Origin of the sequence: Bradyrhizobium sp. UNPA324 (genome assembly GCF_006658635.1) — a bacterium.
In the GTDB taxonomy this organism is placed as follows: domain Bacteria; phylum Pseudomonadota; class Alphaproteobacteria; order Rhizobiales; family Xanthobacteraceae; genus Bradyrhizobium; species Bradyrhizobium nanningense.
In genome coordinates this window covers 4,278,481-4,298,515 of sequence record NZ_LFJD01000004.1, presented here as the reverse complement: position 1 = coordinate 4,298,515, position 20,035 = coordinate 4,278,481, and the positions used below count along the sequence as shown (strand labels likewise).

General features: G+C 65.4%; 19 protein-coding genes. 5 read left to right on the top strand and 14 right to left on the bottom strand.

Features of this window, described 5'->3' with window-relative positions:
- Nucleotides 1-150: 150 nt before the first annotated feature.
- The 8 genes from UNPA324_RS20620 to ubiE all read right to left on the bottom strand — a co-directional run bounded on the left by UNPA324_RS20620 (nucleotide 151) and on the right by ubiE (nucleotide 9,895).
- Entirely contained in the window at nucleotides 151-873 is a 723-nt protein-coding gene (locus UNPA324_RS20620; RefSeq protein WP_128921196.1) for a nucleotidyltransferase family protein, read from the bottom strand.
- 118 nt (nucleotides 874-991) lie between these two features.
- Complete coding sequence (locus UNPA324_RS20615) at nucleotides 992-1,309, bottom strand: PilZ domain-containing protein (protein WP_141935695.1); 318 nt, start codon at nucleotides 1,307-1,309, stop codon at nucleotides 992-994.
- 77 nt (nucleotides 1,310-1,386) lie between these two features.
- Nucleotides 1,387-2,907: a tRNA (adenosine(37)-N6)-threonylcarbamoyltransferase complex ATPase subunit type 1 TsaE gene (gene tsaE / locus UNPA324_RS20610; protein WP_141935693.1), complete on the bottom strand. Its 1,521-nt coding sequence runs from the start codon at nucleotides 2,905-2,907 to the stop codon at nucleotides 1,387-1,389.
- A complete protein-coding gene (locus UNPA324_RS20605; RefSeq protein ID WP_141935690.1) occupies nucleotides 2,904-5,408 on the bottom strand; it encodes a PAS domain-containing sensor histidine kinase in 2,505 nt (834 codons plus the stop codon). The genes tsaE and UNPA324_RS20605 overlap by 4 nt, the downstream gene beginning before the upstream one ends.
- 191 nt (nucleotides 5,409-5,599) lie before the next feature.
- Nucleotides 5,600-6,058: a dUTP diphosphatase gene (gene dut, locus UNPA324_RS20600; RefSeq protein WP_141935688.1), complete on the bottom strand. Its 459-nt coding sequence runs from the start codon at nucleotides 6,056-6,058 to the stop codon at nucleotides 5,600-5,602.
- Nucleotides 6,055-7,506: a bifunctional phosphopantothenoylcysteine decarboxylase/phosphopantothenate--cysteine ligase CoaBC gene (gene coaBC / locus UNPA324_RS20595; RefSeq protein ID WP_141935686.1), complete on the bottom strand. Its 1,452-nt coding sequence runs from the start codon at nucleotides 7,504-7,506 to the stop codon at nucleotides 6,055-6,057. The genes dut and coaBC overlap by 4 nt, the downstream gene beginning before the upstream one ends.
- A gap of 56 nt (nucleotides 7,507-7,562) precedes the next feature.
- Entirely contained in the window at nucleotides 7,563-9,137 is a 1,575-nt protein-coding gene (ubiB, locus tag UNPA324_RS20590) for a 2-polyprenylphenol 6-hydroxylase (protein ID WP_141935684.1), read from the bottom strand.
- Nucleotides 9,134-9,895: a bifunctional demethylmenaquinone methyltransferase/2-methoxy-6-polyprenyl-1,4-benzoquinol methylase UbiE gene (gene ubiE, locus UNPA324_RS20585; RefSeq protein WP_128921203.1), complete on the bottom strand. Its 762-nt coding sequence runs from the start codon at nucleotides 9,893-9,895 to the stop codon at nucleotides 9,134-9,136. The genes ubiB and ubiE overlap by 4 nt, the downstream gene beginning before the upstream one ends.
- Nucleotides 9,896-9,976: 81 nt before the next feature.
- Here ubiE and mutM point away from each other — a divergent pair, with 81 nt between their 5' ends.
- Nucleotides 9,977-10,867 carry a bifunctional DNA-formamidopyrimidine glycosylase/DNA-(apurinic or apyrimidinic site) lyase gene (gene mutM, locus UNPA324_RS20580; RefSeq protein WP_128921204.1) on the top strand — a complete coding sequence of 297 codons (891 nt, stop codon included), beginning with the start codon at nucleotides 9,977-9,979 and terminating at the stop codon, nucleotides 10,865-10,867.
- Nucleotides 10,868-10,873: 6 nt separating this feature from the next.
- Entirely contained in the window at nucleotides 10,874-11,440 is a 567-nt protein-coding gene (locus UNPA324_RS20575) for a GNAT family N-acetyltransferase (protein WP_141935682.1), read from the top strand.
- An 11-nt stretch (nucleotides 11,441-11,451) separates the two neighbouring features.
- Here UNPA324_RS20575 and UNPA324_RS20570 read toward each other — a convergent pair whose 3' ends face one another.
- A complete protein-coding gene (locus tag UNPA324_RS20570) occupies nucleotides 11,452-11,640 on the bottom strand; it encodes a transposase (RefSeq protein ID WP_141935680.1) in 189 nt (62 codons plus the stop codon).
- Nucleotides 11,641-11,804: 164 nt separating this feature from the next.
- Entirely contained in the window at nucleotides 11,805-12,548 is a 744-nt protein-coding gene (locus UNPA324_RS20565) for a nucleotide-binding protein (RefSeq protein ID WP_141935678.1), read from the bottom strand.
- A gap of 238 nt (nucleotides 12,549-12,786) precedes the next feature.
- On the opposite strand from UNPA324_RS20565, the gene ggt reads away from it, so the two are divergent.
- A complete protein-coding gene (gene ggt, locus UNPA324_RS20560; RefSeq protein ID WP_141935676.1) occupies nucleotides 12,787-14,466 on the top strand; it encodes a gamma-glutamyltransferase in 1,680 nt (559 codons plus the stop codon).
- A gap of 6 nt (nucleotides 14,467-14,472) precedes the next feature.
- Here ggt and UNPA324_RS20555 read toward each other — a convergent pair whose 3' ends face one another.
- Nucleotides 14,473-14,877: a hypothetical protein gene (locus tag UNPA324_RS20555; RefSeq protein ID WP_141935674.1), complete on the bottom strand. Its 405-nt coding sequence runs from the start codon at nucleotides 14,875-14,877 to the stop codon at nucleotides 14,473-14,475.
- A gap of 109 nt (nucleotides 14,878-14,986) precedes the next feature.
- Nucleotides 14,987-16,345, bottom strand: a complete 1,359-nt coding sequence (locus UNPA324_RS20550; protein WP_181769457.1) for a peptidoglycan-binding protein — start codon at nucleotides 16,343-16,345, stop codon at nucleotides 14,987-14,989.
- A gap of 120 nt (nucleotides 16,346-16,465) precedes the next feature.
- Here UNPA324_RS20550 and UNPA324_RS20545 point away from each other — a divergent pair, with 120 nt between their 5' ends.
- Nucleotides 16,466-17,269: a HesA/MoeB/ThiF family protein gene (locus UNPA324_RS20545; RefSeq protein WP_128921210.1), complete on the top strand. Its 804-nt coding sequence runs from the start codon at nucleotides 16,466-16,468 to the stop codon at nucleotides 17,267-17,269.
- A 12-nt stretch (nucleotides 17,270-17,281) separates the two neighbouring features.
- Here UNPA324_RS20545 and UNPA324_RS20540 read toward each other — a convergent pair whose 3' ends face one another.
- A complete protein-coding gene (locus UNPA324_RS20540) occupies nucleotides 17,282-18,283 on the bottom strand; it encodes a 2-hydroxyacid dehydrogenase (RefSeq protein WP_128921211.1) in 1,002 nt (333 codons plus the stop codon).
- A gap of 324 nt (nucleotides 18,284-18,607) precedes the next feature.
- Between UNPA324_RS20540 and UNPA324_RS20535 the strand changes: the two genes are divergently transcribed.
- Complete coding sequence (locus tag UNPA324_RS20535) at nucleotides 18,608-19,138, top strand: SH3 domain-containing protein (protein WP_128921212.1); 531 nt, start codon at nucleotides 18,608-18,610, stop codon at nucleotides 19,136-19,138.
- A 159-nt stretch (nucleotides 19,139-19,297) separates the two neighbouring features.
- Here the strand turns inward: UNPA324_RS20535 and irrA are convergent, their stop codons facing one another.
- A complete protein-coding gene (gene irrA / locus UNPA324_RS20530) occupies nucleotides 19,298-19,789 on the bottom strand; it encodes an iron response transcriptional regulator IrrA (protein WP_008131763.1) in 492 nt (163 codons plus the stop codon).
- Nucleotides 19,790-20,035 lie beyond the last annotated feature (246 nt).

Below are 20,035 nucleotides of genomic sequence, written 5' to 3'. Positions count from 1 at the left end.
CTCTCGTGCCCCGGACGCAGCGCAGCGCTCCTTCAGCGGTGCGCTGCAGAGCGGGGGTCCACTCGCCGCGCTTGCCGTGTAGCTTTCTGGGTCCCGGCTCTGCGGAGCGGCACTTCGCGCCGCACCGCGTCCGGGACACGAGAGTAGTCCTTATGCCACGCTCTCCAGAAACGCCTCTTCCGCGGCGTGCACGGCGTCGGGCGTGCCGACATGCATCCAGACGCCGTCAAGGCGGAGGCCGAACAGCCGCTCCTGCTCGTTGGCGCGGTCGAACATCTTGGTCAACGAAAATTCGCCCGCCGGCGCGCCTTCGAAGATCGACGGCGACAGGATCGCAGCGCCCGCATAGACGAACGGAACGACCTCTTTTTCCTTGCGCTTGCGTAAGGCGCCGTCGGGCAGCATGCCGTAATCGCCGCGGCCGCTATAGCCGATGCTGGTCGCGGTCGGCGCCATCAGCAGCAGGATGTCCATGCGCGCGGGATCGAAGTTTTCAGCGAGCCGCATCAGGTTCGAACGCACGCCGTCGATCCAGAGCGTGTCGGAATTGACGTGGAAGAACGGCGCGTCGCCGAGCAGTGGCAGCGCCTTGACCACGCCACCGCCGGTGCCCAGCACCTGGTCGCGCTCGTCCGAGATGGTCACGCGCGGATGCTGGCGCGATGCGACGTGGTCGATGATCTGATCCGGCAGGTAATGCACGTTGACCACGGCCTCGCTCACGCCGGCCAGGCCGAGCTTGTCGAGCACGTGGTCGAGCAGCGGCTGGCCGGCCACCGGCACCATCGGCTTCGGCATCTTGTCCGTCAGCGGACGCATGCGCAGGCCGAACCCCGCGGCGAGCACCATGGCTTTGGTCGGTTTGACGGACATCCTTCGCTTTCTCAGACCTTTCGCGTTCGCAGCAATCCTAACACGAGGTTCGATCAACCGCATCGCATCTCAACCGCCTTAGCCACCCGCCGTGACGGTTGTACGACGGGTGTTGCAGTCATGCCCCGACGGCTGTGGAACGGACCTTTTTCTTCTTGTCACGCACTTTCAGGAAATTGACACCGATCTGGTCGCCATTGACCCAGGCAAGCTCGCAGCGCCGGTAGGCCAGTCCGGTGGACGACAGCAGCAGAAAGAACTCTTTCAGGTGGAGGCCTTCGACCGAGCCGTCGATGGTCAGCTTGGCGCCGCTATCGGAGACGTCCTCCATGGTGCATTCGCGCCGCCAGGTCCCGTCGATTCCCATCATCTGGGCCGGAATCCCGCGCTCGAAAATAACCCTGCTATTTCCGCGCTGATCCGTTTTCGCCGCCATCTGCCTTGCTCCAGCCCCGTAAATGATCCGGCTGCCTCGCCGCCAGAATAGCGACATCTTGGCTAACGGCCGGTAAATCAGCCTTGAGGGGGTGGGACGTTGGCGAGATACCAGTCACGCAAGGAGCCCAGCGCGGGATGGGCCAGCGAGCGCTGGAGATAGGTCCAGATCCGGGGCTGGTGCCGCAGATAATGCGGCTTGCCGTCGCGGCGGTTGAGCCGGGCGAAGGTGCCGAGCAGGCGCGTGTTCCGCTGTGCCGACATGATCGCGTAGAGCTCGGCGAAGCCGGCCGGATCGAAGCCGGCATCGCCCGCGCGCCGCGCCTTGATGTAACGCGACAGCAGCGTCAGCTCGAGACTTTCGGGCACGTCGATGCGGGCGTCCTGGAGCAGCGACACCACGTCGTAGGATTGCGGACCGAGCACGGCGTCCTGGAAATCAATGACGCCGACGCGCTCGATGCCGGTGCGATTGCCGAGCCAGATCAAATTGGGCGAGTGATAGTCGCGGATGATCCACGTCCTCGGCGCGGCGAGCGGCTTCTTCAAGAGCTCGCGCCACATCGCAAAAAATTCCGCGCGCTTCTCGTCGGCCAACGGTGCGTTGCGGTCGGGCAGATACCATTCCGGCATCAACCCGATCTCGATCAGCATCGCTTCGATGTCGAAGACGGGAATGGCGTAGGTCTGCCCGTCTAGCGGCAGCGTCTCCGGCAGCGTCTTGCCGTGCAGCGCCGCCAGCAATTCGGTTGCGGCCTCATAGCGCTCGGCGATCGGGCGTGGCGGATCGCCTTCGATCACGCCTTCGCTGCCGAAATCTTCAGAGATCAGAAAGCCATGTTCGAGGTCGAAATGGTGGATCGCGGGCGCCGAGATCCCCTGCGCACGCAGGCCTTCGTCGATGGCGACGAAGGGCCTGACGTTCTCGGCGAGGTGCACCGCGGCGCTGTAGGATTTTCCGTTGTAGAGAGCAGCGCCATCTGGGCGTTGCGGAAAGTTCATGAGGATGACGATCTCGTCGTTGCGCAACAGCCGCGCATAGGAGCGGGTCGAGGCATCGCCGGCCATGCGCCGACGCGTCGCGTCGATATAGCCGGATGCGGCGAGGAACTCGCGCAGCGCCTTCAGCCGCGCGACTTGCGCGGCACCCTTGCCGTAACCGGTGATGTCGGCGGCGCGTGCGTTCGAGCCCAGCGCCGGCCGGTGCGTCAGCGCGATGTCGATGCGGTCTTGCGGCATCGCCGATGGTGCGCGCTCCGGCCATTCGATCAGGACCAGCGTGGCATCGGGCAGCGGCGACAGCCCGATCTCCTCGAGCTCGCTCTCGTCCTCGACCCGGTAGAGATCGGCATGCAGCACCGGGAAGGGCGGCAGCTCGTAGCCCTGCACCAGTGTGAAGGTCGGACTCGGCACTTCCAGCTCCTCGTCGCCGGCGAGGTAGCGGATCAGCGCGCGGGCGGCGGCGGTCTTGCCGGCGCCGAGATCGCCGGTGAGTGTGATGACGTCGCCGGGGCCGACCAGCAGCGCGAGATCGGCCATCAATTGTGCGGTGGCCGTCTCGTTGTGAAGCGCGACGGAGAGTTTGGTGGGTTCTGTCATTCGGCGGCGTCGCGATGCGCCGCCTGGTCGGTCGGGAAATCGCAGATCACGACCGTGCCCCGGCCGACGATCGAATCCACCCGCACCTTGCCGCCATGCAGCTCGACGAAGGAGCGCACCAGCGACAGGCCGAGCCCGGCGCCGCGGTGACGCGAGCCCTGCGAGCGGCTTTCGAACCAGTTGAACACCTTGTCCTTCATGTCGGCAGGTATTCCAGGCCCGGAATCTGTCACGGTGAAGACCACGCTGCGTTCGGTGCGCCGCGCGCTAATGCCGACGGTGGAATCCTGTGGAGAAAACCCGACGGCGTTGGCGAGGAGGTTATAGAGCACCTGCACCACGCGCTTCTCGTCGCCGACGAAGCTGCCGACATCGGGCGCGATCTCGACCTTGAGGCGGATGCGGTCGGTGGCGAGCCGGTCCTGGATGCCCTCGGCGGCGAGCTCGATGGTCTTGCTGACGTCGACCGGCCCGAGTTCCAGCTTCATCGCGCCGGCGTCGATGGTGGCGAGATCGAGGATGTTATTGGTGAGCGCCAAGAGCGCGTTGGTCGATTTGGTGACGTAGTCGAGATATTCGGCCTGTTTCGGCGTCAGCGGCCCGGTCGAGGGATCGCTGAGGAAATGCGCGAAGCCGATGATGGTGGTGAGCGGCGAGCGCAGCTCGTAGGAGACGTGGTGGACGAAATCCACCTTCATCTGGTCGGCGGCCTCCAGCGCCTCGTTGCGCTCGCGCAGCGCGCGCTCGACGTTCTCGGTGTCGGTGATGTCCTGGAACGTCAGCATGGTCGCGCCGTCGTGCAGCGGGCGGATCATGCCGTCGAGCACGCTGCCGTCCTTGCGCTCCAGCTTGAGCGGCACGTCGGCGCGGTTTTCGATCGAGGTGATGGCCTCGCGAATCTGGCGCCAGACCGCGGGGTCGTCGAACAGCTGATGACACCAGCCTTCCACCGTCTGGATGTGCGGCTCGTCGCGCATGGCATCGCTCGACAGCTTCCACATCCGGACGAAGGCCGGGTTGAACAGCTGCGCCTTGCCGTTGCTGCCGAACACCGCGACGCCCTCGGCGAGGCTGTCCAGCGTCTCGCGCTGGACGCGGATCAGGCCGTCGAAGCGGCGGGCGAGGTCGAGGCTCTCGGTGACGTCGTCGAACAGATAGGTGACGCCGCCTTCCGGGTTCGGGGTGGTGACGACCGAGAGCGCGCGGCCGTCGGGCAGATACCAGGTTTCCTTCGCGGTCTCGACCGCGCGATAGGCCTCGTGCAGCTTGGCCTTCCAGGCCCGGAAGTCCGGCTGCTCCGGCAGCTTGCGCGCGGCGCGGAGCTGGTCGAGCACGCTGGAATCGTCGGGGTTGGCGTCGAGGAAGCTGCGGTCGAGGTCCCACAGCCGGCGGTAGGAATCGTTGTAGAAGGCCAGGCGCCGCTGGCCGTCGAACACGGCAACGCCGGAGGAAAGCTGGTCGAGCGTGCGGCGGTGCGCCTCCGCCATCCGCACCAGCGCCGCGCTGAGCCCATCCGCCTCGCTGGCATCGATGGCGACGCCGACGCTGCCGCTGCCGACATTGACGGCACGCACGTCGTAAATACGGCGCTCGCCGCCGATCACGATCGGCAGCCGCGCGTTGAAATTGGCCGCGTCCTTCAGGCCCCGCTCCATCGCGGTGCGGTCGGCGCTGTCGAGCAGCTCGAGCTTGCGCTCCTGCGCGTCGGTGACGCTGTTCGCCTCGGTCGCACGGACATAGGCCGGGTTGGCGTAGGTCAGCGCGCCGTTCTCGCCCTTGGCCCAGATCGGCCAGGGTGCGGTGGCGGCAAACCCGCGCAGCATCTCGGTCTCGTCGGAGAGCGCGTTGTAGCGCAGATTGGTCTCGGCGAGCTCGCGCCGCAGCCCCGAGAGCTCGCGAATCCGGACGATGGCCTGGCCGCCGATGGCGCGGCCGATCGCTTCCAGCGTATGGCCATGCGCGGTGGTCAGTGTGAGCTGGAATCCGTCGCCGCGGTCACGCAGCGCGTCGACCGCGTGGTCCATCTGCAGCGCGGGTTCCGGCGGCAGCCAGGTTCCGAATGCGAGCACGCGTTGCGGGGAAGAATCCCGCGGCAGCACCATGGAGATGTCGCCGGAGATCTGGGCGCGATTATCGCCGGCCGGCCAGGAGATCAGAATCTGCGGTTCGGCGAACAGCAGCGCACCGAAGCGATCGGCCTGCAGCTGCAGTTCCCCGATCCGGGCGTGCAACCGCGCCTCGTTCTTCGCCGTGCGCACCCGCGTGCGCATCAACAGGATCGCGGCCATCACCGAGAAGCCGAGCAGGGCCAGCGCGGTGGCGAGCACCGCGAGTTCCTGCCGGTTGAAATCCAGCATGATGGAGAGGGTGTCGATGAGATCGGCGGCCTCAGCCGGCGCAGCCGGCAGCAGCGCTGCAAGAGCGCCTCCCAACAAGCCGTTGCGCGCAAGCGATGTGCACGACAACAGCGTCCGACGCATCGACACGATCACGCCTGACATAGTTGCCCCAAGACCGCACGAATCTACGCGCGGCGACCCCCGTCGCGCGCGAATCAAAAGACAATACCCTCACCGTGACTCCGCCGGTAAGAGTCCAGATCGTGAACGTAAAGGCGGCTCCAAAAAAATGCAGGCTGTGGGTGTTCCAACGCACGTAGTTCTTCGGATGATTCGGCTGGGATTGCCGTGTGTTAGCGGCCGGTCGAGCCGAAGCCGCCGGCGCCGCGATCGGTTGCCGACAAGATGGCGACGGGAACCAGCGCGGCCTGCACCACGGGCGCGATCACCATCTGGGCGATGCGTTCGCCGCGCTTGATCACGAACGGTGCCGCGCCGTGATTGATCAGGATCACCTTGATCTCGCCGCGATAATCCGCGTCGATCGTGCCCGGCGAGTTCAGCACGGTGACGCCGTGCTTGGCCGCAAGTCCCGAGCGCGGCCGTACCTGCGCCTCGTGCCCGGGCGGCAAGGCGATCGCAAGCCCGGTCGGCACCAGCGCATATTGGCCGGGCGCGAGCGTCAATGGCGCGCTGTCCGGCACCGCCGCCATCAAATCGAGCCCGGCGGCCTCTGTGGTCTGATAGGCCGGCAGCGGCAGGCCGTCGGCGTGTGCCAGTTGCTGCAGTTCGACGGTGACCTTCGTGCTCAAGATGCCGGCTCCAGGGATTTGCCGCTCACGCTTTTTGCGACATGCGCGACCAGTTCGATCGCGACCTGTTCCTTGGTCATCACCGGCCAGGAATCAACTGCAATCTCGCCGTCCTTCTCACCATTCTTGCGGCTTATCAGATGCACGGTGTTGCGGTCGCCGCCCATCACGCCGGTGGCGGGCGAGACGTCGTTGGCGACGATCCAGTCGCAGCCCTTGCGGGCCAGCTTGGACTTGGCGTTGTCGATGAGGTGCTCGGTCTCCGCGGCAAAGCCGATCACCAGCGGCGGACGCTTGTCGGTCAGCTTGGCGATCGTCGCGAGAATGTCGGGGTTCTCGACCAGCTGCAGCGGCGGCATGCCGGCGGAAGTCTTCTTCAGCTTCTGCTCACCTTCATTGGCAACGCGCCAATCGGCGACCGCGGCGGCGAAGATCGCGATGTCGGCGGGCAGTGCGGCCTGCACCTGCTCCAGCATCTGCCGGGCCGATTCGACATGCTTCACCGTAACGCCGGTGGGATCGTCGAGATCAACCGGGCCGCTCACCAGGATCACCTCGGCGCCGGCGGCCTGCGCGGCCGCGGCAATCGCAAAACCCTGCTTGCCCGAGGATCGGTTGGCGATGTAGCGCACCGGATCGATCGGCTCGTGCGTGGGGCCTGCGGTGATCAGCACGCGCTTGCCGGCGAGCGGCTTTGGCACCGGCGGCCGCAGCAGGCGCTCGGCGGCACTGGCGATCTCGATCGCCTCCGACATGCGGCCAACACCGGCCTCGCCCGCCTCCGCCATCTCGCCGGAATTGGGCCCGATCAGCACCACGCCGTCGCGCTGAAGCTGCGTGACATTGCGGCGCGTGGCCGCATTGGTCCACATCAGCGGGTTCATCGCCGGTGCCAGCAGCACCTTGCGATTGGTCGCGAGCAGGATGGCGCTGGCGAGATCGTCGGCATGACCATTGGCCATCTTCGCCATCAGATCGGCGGTGGCCGGCGCCACCACGATCAGGTCGCAGTCGCGCGCGAGACGGATGTGTCCGGCGTCGAACTCGCTCTGCGGATCGAACAGATCGGTGTAGACGCGCTCATGGGACAGCGCGCTCACCGCCAGTGGCGTGACGAATTGCTGTGCCGCCTTGGTCAGCACGCAGCGGACCTCGATGCGCCGCTCCTTCAGCCGGCGGATCAGGTCGAGCGATTTATAGGCGGCGATGCCGCCGCCGATGATCAGGGTGACGCTGGCCTCGGGAACGGCGCCGGTGCGCTGGGGCGTCGGGGCGGTGGATGGGGCTGGCGGCGCCGAAAACGGCGTCAGCGGCTCCTCGCGGCCCTCGATCAGCTCCCGCAGGATGACCCGGACCTCTTCCTCGACCGACCTGTGGTTCTTGGCCGAGCGCAGCCGCAAATAGGTTTTGACGCCCTCGTCGAGCTTACGGATGGTCAGGCTTGCCACGGCGCCCTCCAGCACGAAATGAGGGCGATGCTATCATTCGAATGATTGCAATGCAATCACAAATTCCGGACGGCTATCAGGATCCCGATGAAGGTCGCGGCGATGATCCAGAGCGCGACGGTCCGCCAACGGTTCTTGCGGCCCTCGCTGCGACCCATCGCGGCGATGCTCTCCGGCGACAGCCTGATGCCCTCCCGCGTCATGGTTTCGAGCTGCTCGAGCACCTTCACCGACCGCTCGGCGATCTCCGGCAGGCGCATCAGCACCCGCGCGACGTCCCCGGTTCCGGCGAGCGCGCCCTGCACCCGGCCGATCGGACCGAGATTGCGCTCGATCCATTCGCGCACCACGGGATCGGCGACCTTCCAGATGTCGAGCCTGGGATCGAAGCCGCGCGCCACGCCTTCGACCACGACCATGGTCTTCTGCAGCAGGATCAGCTCGGGCCGCGTCCTCATGTCGAACAGGCCGGTGACCTCGAGCAGCAGCGTCAAGAGCCGCGCCATCGAGATCTCTTCCGCCGTGCGGTTGTGGATCGGCTCGCCGATGGCGCGGATCGCTTGCGCGAAATTCTCGACCGAGTGATGCGCGGGCACGTAGCCCGCCTCGAAATGCACCTCGGCGACGCGGCGATAATCGCGGGTGATGAAGCCGAGCAGGATTTCGGCGAGGAAGCGCCGCTCCTTCATGCCGAGCCGGCCCATGATGCCGAAATCGACCGCGACGAGACGGCCGGCGTCATCGAGGAACAGATTGCCCGGATGCATGTCGGCGTGGAAGAAGCCGTCGCGCAGCGCGTGGCGCAGAAAACTCTGGATCACCTTGCGGCCGAGATCGGGTAAATCGACCTGTGCCTCTTCCAGGCGCTTGTGATCGTTCAGCGCGATGCCGTCGATCCACTCCATCGTCAGCACGTTGTGCGTGGTGCGGTCCCAGTCGACCGCGGGCACGCGGAAGTCGGGGTCGTCGCGCGTGTTCTCCGCCATCTCCGACAGCGCAGCCGCCTCCAGCCGCAGGTCCATCTCCATGGCGACCGAGCGCGACATGGTGTTGATGACTTCGATGAGGCGCAGCCGCCGCGCTTCCGCCGAGTAGGTCTCGGCCTTGTATGCGACGAAGAAGAAGTCGGCGAGATCGCGGCGGAAACGCGCGGCAACATTCGGCCGGAGCACCTTGACCGCGACCGACTTGCTGATGCCGTCGCGCAAGACCTCGCCGCGATGGACCTGCGCGATCGAGGCGGCCGCGACCGGAGGGCCGAAGCTCACGAACACGTCCTTCAGCGGCCGCTCCAGCGATATCGCGATGGCGGCCTCGGCTTCGTCCTGCGGAAACGGCGGCAGACGATCCTGGAGGCTTTCGAGGTCGCGGGCCATGATGACGCCGACGACGTCGGGGCGCGTGGCCAGGAATTGCCCGAGCTTGAGATAGGCGGGGCCCATCCGCGTCAGCGCGCGAGATATCCGCGGGCCGTGCTTGACGCCGCGGCGTTCGACGAGACGCGCCAGCTTCAGCGCGAGCTGTCCCGGCGGCGGCACCAGGCTCGGATCGACCGAGCCAAACACGCCCTCGCGGGCAAACACGAACGCGGCGCGGATCAGGCGCGAAATGTGGGTGAAGGCAGAGATCACAAACGCCAGCCCGAATGCAGTGCGACGATGCCGCCGGACAATGTCTGCCAGCTCACGCGGGAAAAGCCGGCGTCGCGGATCATGTCCGCGAAGGCGGCAGGCTTCGGAAACTTGCGGATCGATTCGACGAGATATTGATAGGATTCGGCATCGCCCGTAACCATGCGCCCGAGCGGCGGAATCACCTTGAACGAGAACAGATCATAGAGCTTGTCGAGCCCGGGCATCTCGACGGTGGAGAATTCCAGGCAGAGGAAGCGGCTGCCGGGCTTGAGCACGCGATAGGCTTCGCGCAGCGCCAGATCGATCCGCGGCACGTTGCGAATGCCGAAAGCGATCGTATAAGCGTCGAAGCTGCGATCGGCGAAGCCGAGCGCTTCGGCATTGCCTTCGACGAAATCGACCCGGGTTTCGAGATGCCGTTTGACGGCGCGCTCGCGGCCCACCGCCAGCATGTCGGCGTTGATGTCGCAGACGGTGGCATGGAAGCCCGCACCTGCGGCCTTGGCGGCGCGGAACGAGATGTCGCCGGTGCCGCCGGCAACGTCGAGCAGTGCGAACGGCCGATCGCTCCTGGGCGGATCGAGCGCCGTGATCATGATGTCCTTCCAGACCCGGTGCAGGCCGCCGGACATCAGGTCGTTCATTAAATCATAGCGCGACGCCACGCTGTGAAACACGTCGTTCACCAGCGTCTGCTTGTCCCCGAGGGGAACGTCCTTGAAGCCAAAATGCGTGGTTTCGCCCGGCCGATCCATTACTCTACTCCACTGGGCGGACCATAGCGCGCCCGCCGCAATGGCGCTATCACACCGCCCTCATAAGGTGAATGCCTGACCATGCCTGAATTGCCCGAAGTCGAGACCGTCCGCCGCGGCCTTCAGCCCGTCATGGAGGGCGCGAAAATCCTTGTCGCGGAGGCTCGCCGGCCAGACCTGCGCTTTCCGTTCCAGCCGGACTTCGTGGCCCGGCTCCAGGGGCAGGTCGTCACGGGGCTCGGCCGCCGGGCAAAATATCTCATGGCCGATCTCGCCTCCGGCGATGTGCTCTTGATGCATCTGGGCATGTCGGGCTCGTTCCGCGTCATCAAGCCGGACAACGACGCCGTGCCTGGCGAGTTTCACTACCCGCGGGGGAAGGATACCGTGCACGACCACGTGCTGTTTCGGATGTCCTCCGGTGCCGACATCGTCTTCAACGATCCGCGCCGCTTCGGTTACATGAAAGTGATCGCGCGCAACACGCTCGAAGATGAGCCGTTGCTGCGTGGGCTCGGTCCCGAGCCGCTCGGCAACGAGTTCGACGCCGCGATGCTGGCGCGGTCCTGCGAAGGCAAGACAACGAGCCTGAAGGCGGCCCTGCTCGACCAGCGCGTGGTCGCCGGACTCGGCAACATCTATGTCTGCGAGGCGCTGCATCGCTCGCATCTGTCGCCGCGCCGGATCGCCGCGACGCTCGCGACCAAGGGCGTCGGCGGGGGCGAGCCGACCGATCATGCGAAGAGGCTGGTCAGCTCAATTCACACCGTGCTGAACGATGCCATCAAGGCCGGCGGCTCCAGCTTGCGCGACCATCGCCAGACCTCGGGCGAACTCGGCTACTTCCAGCACTCGTTCAAGGTCTATGACCGCGAGGGCGAGAAATGTACGACACCGCGCTGCGGTGGCACGATCAAGCGGTTCACGCAGAACGGCCGGTCGACCTTCTGGTGTCCGAAATGTCAGAAATAGCTGCCCATGCAGACGCCGCAGCTTGAAACCGAACGGCTGATCCTGCGTCCGCTCGCACTCTCCGACGTGCCGGCGATCCAGCGCCATTTCGACAATTGGAATATCATCCGGCATCTCTCCACTGTCGTGCCCTGGCCGTATCCGGCGGACGGCGCCGAAACTTTCGTCAGGACGCAGCTCGACAAGGTCTCAGCCGGCCAGGAAATCCATCTCTGGGTGCTGGTGCTTAGGGGCGGTGACGGCGAAGCGATCGGAAACATCCATCTTCGGCCGCGCGCCGAAGGCCTGAAAGGCAATCGCGGCTTTTGGCTGGCAGAGCCTTACTGGCGCCGCGGATTGATGACGGAAGCGATCATCGCCGTAAGCGATTTTGCGTTCCTGACACTCGGCCTCGATCATTTCTACGTCTGCAATGCCGCAACCAACGAAGCCTCGCGGCGAGTCAAGCAGAAGACCGGCGCGGAGTTCGTCGGCTTCATCGAGCTGCCACATCACGGAGGGCAGTCGAAGGCCGAGAAATGGATCGTGCGGCGTGAGGCCTGGTTGCGAGGGCGCGAAGCGCATTCTCGGTGAGAGTTACTTCGTCATTGCGAGCGCAGCGAGGCAATCCAGGCTGCCACCGTGCTCCGCTCCTTCACCCATCGGCTGAGCACGGAGCCGTCAAGCCCGAGCTCCTTCGATACCGACTTCGCCGAGCGACCACTCGACAAAGCCAGATCAACTGCCTGTCGCTTGTACTCGTCCGAATAGGACCGACGTTGCCGTTTTGCCATCTGACACCTCTCGCTGCCTAAGCTATGTCCACCGATTTAGGGGAGGTCCAGCATTCCGTAAAAGCGTGAAGCGAAGCAATCCGACCGGGCTGGCGGCTGGATTGCTTCGTCGCTGGGCCCTTCCGGATGGCGAAGGGCCGACCTCCGTCTGAGCGATCGTCCGCTCAGGACGCCAGTGTCGTGGTGTCGTCCGTCGAAAGATCGGCGGCGACATGCAGCATGCCGTCTGCAACCGCCATCACCTGGTCGATCGGGACATTGGTCGTGGCTTCAAGCTCGAGCCGGGTCTCGATCCAGCGCCAGAGGCCGTGGATCTCGTCCGCAGATTTGCCGTTCGGCGCGAATTCGCTCACCGCAAGACCGCGCGCGAGCGAATCCTGGTGATCATTGCGCATCACGATCAGCGGGCGCGCGAGCACCTCTGCGAGATCGAGCGAAGCTTCCTCGGCGAGCGCGCCCGCGGCATTGTCGATGCGCTGGCCGCGGATCGGCGTCTGGTTGAGCACAAAGCTGTAGGTCCGCTTCCAGGCGCGCGCGACGCCGAGCGTCGAGGCCGTCGCCTCGATGTCGGCGACGCTCGGGCGGGCCGGGATCAGGCAGAGATCGGAATGACGGATCGCAGCGGTGGTGGCGGCGGACAGGCCTGCCGCGGTGTCGACGATCGCGAGCTGCAGGCCGCTGTCAGCCAGCATCTTCAGGCGCGGCTCGATGTCGGCGGCATGGTAGATCGGCTCGACGACGAGATCATCGGCGGTGCGGCGGCGCTGCCAGTTCGACAGGGTGCCCTGCGGGTCGGTCTCGATCAGGCGGACCGTGAAGCCGGCCTGCTTGGCCGCGAGCGCGAGGCCGATAGCGAGCGTGCTCTTGCCGCTGCCACCCTTTTGGGTAGCCAGTACGATCGTGTGCATTTGAAGTTCAATCCTTTGGAGTGCCTGGGTCAGGAATACGCCACGCGAACGTGCATCGATCTCGATGCCGAGCTCTTCTCGCTCAGGGACGTGCCGGCCCGATCCAAAGGGGATCGCGGAGGTCCGAATCAACGGCAACGATGATGGCGGAATAGCGAATGCCAGCTAATCCGTACCATTACTGGACCAGTAGTCGCACGTATGATGTGCTCGCTGCGGTGAACGGAAAGGGCAGGCGATGAGCGGCAACTGGCGCGACCGGACAACAACCACCTTTGACTGCCAGAAGATGCCGGCGGTCTCGAGCCGCGGCATGGTGGTCAGCAACCATCCCTTGGCCTCCAGCGCCGGCGCCGAGATGCTGGCCGCCGGCGGCAACGCCATCGATGCGGCGATCGCGACCCTGTTCACGCTGACCGTGGTCGAGCCGATGATGGTCGGCATCATCGGCGGCGGCATGGCGCATATCCGGCTGGCCGACGGCAGCCATCGCTTCATCGACGGCCAGAGCACCGCGCCCTCGGCCGTTCGCGACACCACCTACACGTCGAAGCCCGGCTCGGCGCATGACGTGTTCGACACCGTCGGCAACGAGAACCTCAACGGTCCGAAGGCCGTCGCGGTGCCGGGCTCGCTAAAGGCCTGGTGCGAGACCCTGCACCGGTTTGGCACCATGAGCCTCGCCGACGTGATGCAGCCCGCGATCAAACATGCAGCCCGCGGCTATGCGGCGACGCCATACCTCCACGAGTGCATCAGCGAGTGCGCTGACGAGATGCGCAAGGACCGGACGATCGCGGCGATCTTCTTGCCTGGCGGGGAGCCGCTGAAGGTCGGCGAGCGCGTGGTGCAGGCCGAATATGCCGACACGCTGCGCACCATCGCCGATCACGGCGAGAAGGCGCTCTACGAGGGATCCCTCGGCGATATCCTGGTCGACTACATGGAGAAGTCCGGCGGCTTCATCCGTCGCAACGATCTCACCGGTTACAAGACCGTCGAGCGGCAGCCGATCCGTGCCGATTATCGCGGCTGGACCATCCTCGGCCCGCCGCCGCCCGCCGCGTCCGGCGTTCACATCGCGCAGATGCTCAACATTCTGGAGGGCTACGACATCGGCGCCCTCGGCTTCGGCACGTCAGAGACGATCCACTATCTCGCCGAGGTGCTGAAGATCGCCTTCGCCGACCGCGCCGCGGCCAGCGGCGATCCTGACTATGTTGGCGTTCCCGTGGAAAAGCTGACCTCGAAAGCCTATGCCGAGGAGCGCCGCCGCGTCATCGACCCAGCGCGGGCGCAGGCTTTTGGCGCCGGCGTGTCGCAGCTCGAAGGCGCGCACACCACGCACATGACGGCGGCAGACGCTTTCGGAAACGTGGTCGCGACCACGCAGACCATCAACAATTTGTTCGGCGCCAAGATCATGATCCCGGGCTTGGGGGCCATCGCCAACAACTACATGAATCTATTCGATCCGCGGCCGGGCCACGCGCTCTCGCTGGCACCGGGCAAGCGTGTCACCACCTCGATGTCGCCGATGATGGCGTTAAAGGGCGGCAAGCTGCGCTATGCGCTCGGCTTGCCGGGGGGCAAGCGCATCTTCCCGAGCGCGATGCAGGCGCTGGTCAATCTGATCGACCACGGCATGAGCCTGCAGGAGGCCGTCGAGGCGCCCAGGGTCTGGACCGAGGGCAACGCGCTCGAGGTCGAGCAGACGGTGCCGGAGAATGTGCGCGCGAAGCTGACCGGGCTCGGCCACACGGTGCTGCCCGTTGCGACCGTCGCCGGCGGCATGAACGGGATCGCCTTCCACGACGACGGCACCATGACCGGCGCCGCCTGCTGGCGCGCCGACGGTACGCCGGTCGGCATTTCGGGCGGCCTTGCGGGGAGCGGGATCAGGTTCAGGCTCGCCTGACGGCTCTCATTTTTGTGCTCCGCTGCCCGCGAGGTCGGCAGCGGCGCGCGCAACAAGGTCGGTGGCGGTCGCATTGGTCTGGAGCGATCGGATCTTGACGTCGATCGTGATCAACTTCCATTCGCCCTCCGACATGGCGTAGTCCAGCGCGTAGCTCAGCCGCGATGGAGCCGTGTCGAAATGGCCGCGCAACAATAGCGCGCCGTTCTCGCCGATCCTGGGCTCTTCCGTGGTCACAATCGGCATGCCGGCAATGGCGTCGATGTGATGTCCGGCAAAGGTCGCGAATGCCTGCTTCAGCGTGGCGGCTGAAAAGCGTTCGCGAAAGGGTCTCGCCATTTTTGCATAGAGGACATCGTAGTTGCCGGTGAGATTGGCGTCGTTGAGCGACAGCAGCGCCACCTTCACCATTACCTCCTCCACTTTCGGCGTTGGCAGCGCCGGCGATTGTGCCCAAGCCGAAAAGCTCAGCAGCGCAGTCGCTGCCGTCGCGGAAAGAGGGATGAGACGCCGCAACATGCTATTTCCGAACGCAGATGACACGGACGACGGCAGATTTAGCATCCGTCGACGTGCCGTTCGCCGCGACACCGTTCGCCTTCAGGAAATCGCGCACCGCATCGGCAGACACCATCACCGCCTGCGAGGCCGGCACCGATATCGCAGGTCCTGCCACCATTGCCGGCTTCAACAGCGCAATGCCGGCGAACTTGCCGTCGCCATCGATCGCCGGAGCACCGGAAAATCCGACCGCCGGCGGCGAGGACAGCACGGAATCGCTGCTCGGGACCGGCGCCAATGCAGCCTTGACGATCGACACGCCGCCTGCGCCGCCCTGGCTCTGCGGATCGGCGATACCGACGATATCGACACTCGTCTTCGCTGCGCCACCGGCAAGGCTGAGCGGCTTCAGGCCGCGTGCGCCGTAGATGTGCAGGAGCGCAAGACCATGCTCCTTGTCCTCGGCAAGGCGATCGGCACTACCGTGACCGGCGATGGTGATCGCAAGACAGCTGTCGGTGACGAGGCGGTCGGCAACGATCGCGCCATCGTCGCTGACGACGAGGCCGGTGCCGTATTCGACGGTCTTGCGCGGCGGCGGCCCGGCCTGCGGTCCCGGCGGGAACGGATTGAAGGCACTCGACATCGCGATCACGACCGGCTCGACCGTGTTCTCCGTCGCCTGGTCGTAGAGGATCGTCATGGTGCGGACCTCGTCGCCCTTGAAGGTGCCGCGGACGTAAAACTTCTTCAGGCCCTGCAAGCCCGACAGCACGAAGAAGTCGGGCTTCACCACGGTGTAGTCCACCTTGCGCCCGGACGGCCCCTTCTCCAGCTCCGCGAGTTTTGCCGCGGTCGGGTTCGCTTCCTTGCGGCGGCTGAGCAGCACCTGCACGGTCCCAGTCGGCGAGGTCCATTTCGAGCCGTTGGCGTCGCTCGTCTGCTGCGGCACCAGTTTCGAGGGGATGCCCAGCCGGGCGCCGCTGGTCGGCTCCGTCACGATCTTCCAGCCGACGCTGTCCTGCTTCTTTCGCGCCGTCTCTGCGAGCGCGGCGCGCTCCTGCGGATTGAGCACGCCGGTCGGCTTGCCGCCCTTGGCCTTCTGGTATTCCTTGATGGCGTTGACCATGCGCTCACTGACGTCGCCGGTGATGGCGCCGTTGTACTGGCCGACCCAGGCGAGGTCGGATTGCAGCGCCAGCCGCTCGGCTTTTGCCATGGCATCCGCCGTCGCCGACGGCGTCTGCATCGCGGGAGGCTGGATCGGCACGGTCTGGACCGTCTTCGGCTTGGTGCCGGGGATCTGCGGCGTCGTCATCTGGGCGTTCGCAGCCGTGGCAGCCGCAAACATCAAGGTTGCCGCAAGCATCGATCTCATGACAAATCCAACCAGCCCATTGAACGCAGTGCCATTGAAGCACATCTCGTTGGTCGCGAACAATATTGGGTGGTTCAGGTGTTGGCTCCTCACCATGAGGAGTGAGAGGAACGAAAGACGATGCTGGGCCCGGACGAACTCGAACGCTATGCCCGCCATATCGTGCTGCGCGATGTCGGTGGTCCCGGCCAGGCCGCGCTGAAGCGGTCCTCCGTGCTGGTGATCGGCGCCGGCGGCCTCGGCGCGCCCGCTCTGATGTATCTCGCCGCTGCCGGCGTGGGCACGCTCGGCGTGGTCGATGACGACGTTGTGTCGCTGTCCAATTTGCAGCGCCAGGTCATCCACGCCACGCCCGACATCGGCCGGCACAAGGTCGAGAGCGCCGCCGAACGGATCGCGGCGCTCAATCCGCATGTCCGCTTCGTCGGCCACGCCACCTGGCTGAATGCCGACAATGCGCTCAGCCTGATCGGCGACTACGATCTCGTACTCGACGGCTCCGACAATTTTTCGACGCGCTATCTGGCCTCTGACGCCTGCTTCTTCGCCAAGCGGCCGCTGATCACCGCGGCACTCGGTACCTTCGACGGTTCGCTTACGACCATCCGCGCGCATGAGAGGAACGAGCAGGGCGAATTCAACCCGACCTATCGCTGCCTGTTTCCGGAAGCGCCGCCGCCCGGCACCGTGCCGGCCTGTGCCGAAGCTGGCGTGATGGGGGCGCTGGCGGGAGTGCTCGGCTCGATGATGGCGCTGGAAGCGATCCGCGAGATCGTCGGTTTCGGCGACGGCCTGGTCGGCCGCCTCCTGATGATCGATGCGCGCGCGATGCGCTTCGAGACGCTGCGCTACGCGCGTGATCCGGCCAATCCGCTCAACGGCGACGGGCCTGTGGTCGCCGACCTCAGCGCCCATCGCACCTGAGCGTCGCGGCGATCAGAGCATGCTTGGCAGCACGCGATCCGGCGGCTTGTGGGCGTCGAGGAAGGTGCGGATGTTGATGATCACCTTCTCGCCCATCTCGACGCGGCCTTCGATCGTGGCTGAACCCATATGCGGCATCAACGTCACCTTGCCGGCCTTGGCGAGCCGCACCAGCTTCGGGTTGACCGCGGGCTCGTGCTCGTAGACGTCGAGCCCGGCGCCGGCGATCTCGCCGCCTTCGATCAGCTTGATCAGCGTGTCCTCGTCGGTGACCTCGCCGCGCGCGGTGTTGACGATATAGGCGTCCTTGCGGATCAGCTTCAGCCGCCGCGCCGAGAGCAAATGATAAGTCGCCGGCGTGTGGGGGCAGTTCACCGAGATGATGTCCATCCGCGCCAGCATCTGGTCGAGGCTTTCCCAATAGGTCGCGCCAAGCTCTTCAGCGATGACAGGCGCGACGGGACGGCGGTTGTGATAGTGGATCTGCAGGCCGAAGGCGCGGGCGCGGCGCGCGACCGCCTGGCCGATGCGGCCCATGCCGATGATGCCGAGGCGCTTGCCGCCGATGCGGTGGCCCAGCATCCAGGTCGGCGACCAGCCCGCCCAGGGTTTTCCCTCGGTCAGGATCGAGGCGCCTTCGATCATTCGCCTGGGCACGGCGAGGATCAGCGCCATAGTCATGTCGGCGGTGTCCTCGGTGAGAACCTTCGGCGTGTTGGTGACGGTGATGCCGCGGGCGTGGGCGGCCTGGACGTCGATATTGTCGACGCCGTTGCCGAAATTGGCGATCAGCCGCAGCTTGCAGTCGGGCTGGTTGACGATGTCGGCGCTGATATGGTCGGTGACCGTCGGAACCAGCACGTCGGCGGTGCGCGCGGCTTCGGCGAGCTGTTCGGTGGACATCGGCGTGTCATCGAGATTGATCCGCGCGTCGAACAATTCGCGCATGCGCGTCTCGATCGAATCCGGCAGCTTGCGCGTCACGACGACGAGGGGCTTTTTCTTCACCGACATGTCCTGCTCTCATGAGGCGTCGCAGGCCGCCTCTGTCGCCAAAGGCTAGTCGTTGAGGCCTCATTAACCCGGTTGTTCGACACTGCCCTTGCCGTGTCCGTCCCCGGCGTTTCCTTCAAGCTCTCCCGAGATTTCCGGCCGGAAAATCGGGGCAAACTGGTTGTTCAAGTGCCCGTCCTCTCTAGCAGAAGGCCGGGCCAAGACAAGAACCACGGGCGAGGCTTGGGGAACACCCGCGTGGGGCGGGTCGGGATCTGCGCGGCAGGGTTTGGAATTTCGGGGTGAGGGTCCGGCAAGGCCGGGTCCTCGACAGGAGACGGGTTGATGGCGTTGGGGCGTTTTTGTTCGGTGATGGCGCTCGTTTGCACCTGGTGGAGCGCCTCGGTCGGTCCCTCGCATTCGGCCAAGGATAATACCCCGCAGACCGCCAGCGGCCTGCCGGTGCCGCGTTACGTCAGCCTCAAGTCGGATCACGTCAATGTTCGCGCCGGCCCGACCAAGGACAATGACGTGGCCTGGGTCTATACCCGCGCGGGCCTGCCGGTCGAAATTACCGCTGAGTTCGAGAATTGGCGCCGGGTGCGCGATTCCGAGGGCGCCGAGGGCTGGGTCTATCACTCGCTGCTGTCGGGCCGCCGCACAGCGGTAGTCACCATGAAGCACAAGGACGATCTCGCCCCGATTTACGATCGCGCCGATCCCGACAGTGCAGTTGCAGCAAGGCTCCAGGCCGGCGTCGTCACCCAGGTGAAGAAGTGCGCCGCAAACTGGTGCCGCGTCACCGGCAACGGCTTCGACGGCTGGATCCAGCAGGAACGACTCTGGGGCGTGTATTCGGACGAGCAGGTGAATTGACGCGAAGCGTCATCCCGCGATGGTGCGAAGCACCAGACCTCAGGTGCGCGAGCGTGCACCATAGTTCGGTGCTGCGCACCGCCCCCGGAATGACCCCGTAAAACGACAATGGCCGGGACAAGCCCGGCCATGACGTCTCAGTTCGATTTCAGGACGATCTCAGCGCTTCTTGCGCAGCCGCACGACCATGTCGATGCGCGCGATCTCGTAACCCTCGGGCACCTCCGGCATCTTGGACAGCGCCAGATGCGGATCCTCGATGTCCACCAGCTCATGGCTGTTCTCGAGGTAGTAATGGTGGTGGGTGGTGACGTTGGTGTCGAAATAGGTCTTGGTGCCGTCGACGCTGACCTGTCGGAGCAAGCCGGCATCCGTCAGCTGGTTCAGCGTGTTGTAGACGGTCGCCAGCGACACCGGGACCTTGGCCAGGGTCGCTTCCTCGTACAGCATTTCAGCCGTCAGGTGGCGTGCCCCCTTGCCGAACAATAGCCAGCCCAGCGCCATGCGCTGGCGCGTCGGACGGAGCCCGGCGGACTGGAGCATTTCGTTGACGTCGTGCCAGGGGCAGCCGGTCAAAGCCGGCTGGCGGCCGGACAAGAGGGCCGCGGCGTGGACGTCGTCGTCGTGATGGGGCGCGGTATTCTCGCTCATTTCCAGATTTCGGGCACACGTGAACAATATCTCTCCGCAATATAAGAACAGAAAGATGCAGATGCAAGTTTCTCGCAACTAGAGAGGTTCTAATCAAGCTTGGAACCCGGCCGGGATCGCGTCATTTTACCTTCATGGATGCACTTTGCCACCCGAATGGCCTGTGTTAGAGAGCGCGCGGTTCCGCTTAGCCGATTTTGGCGCAGCCGGGCATGGAAGCCCGGCCGGCAGTCCATCCGGGACATG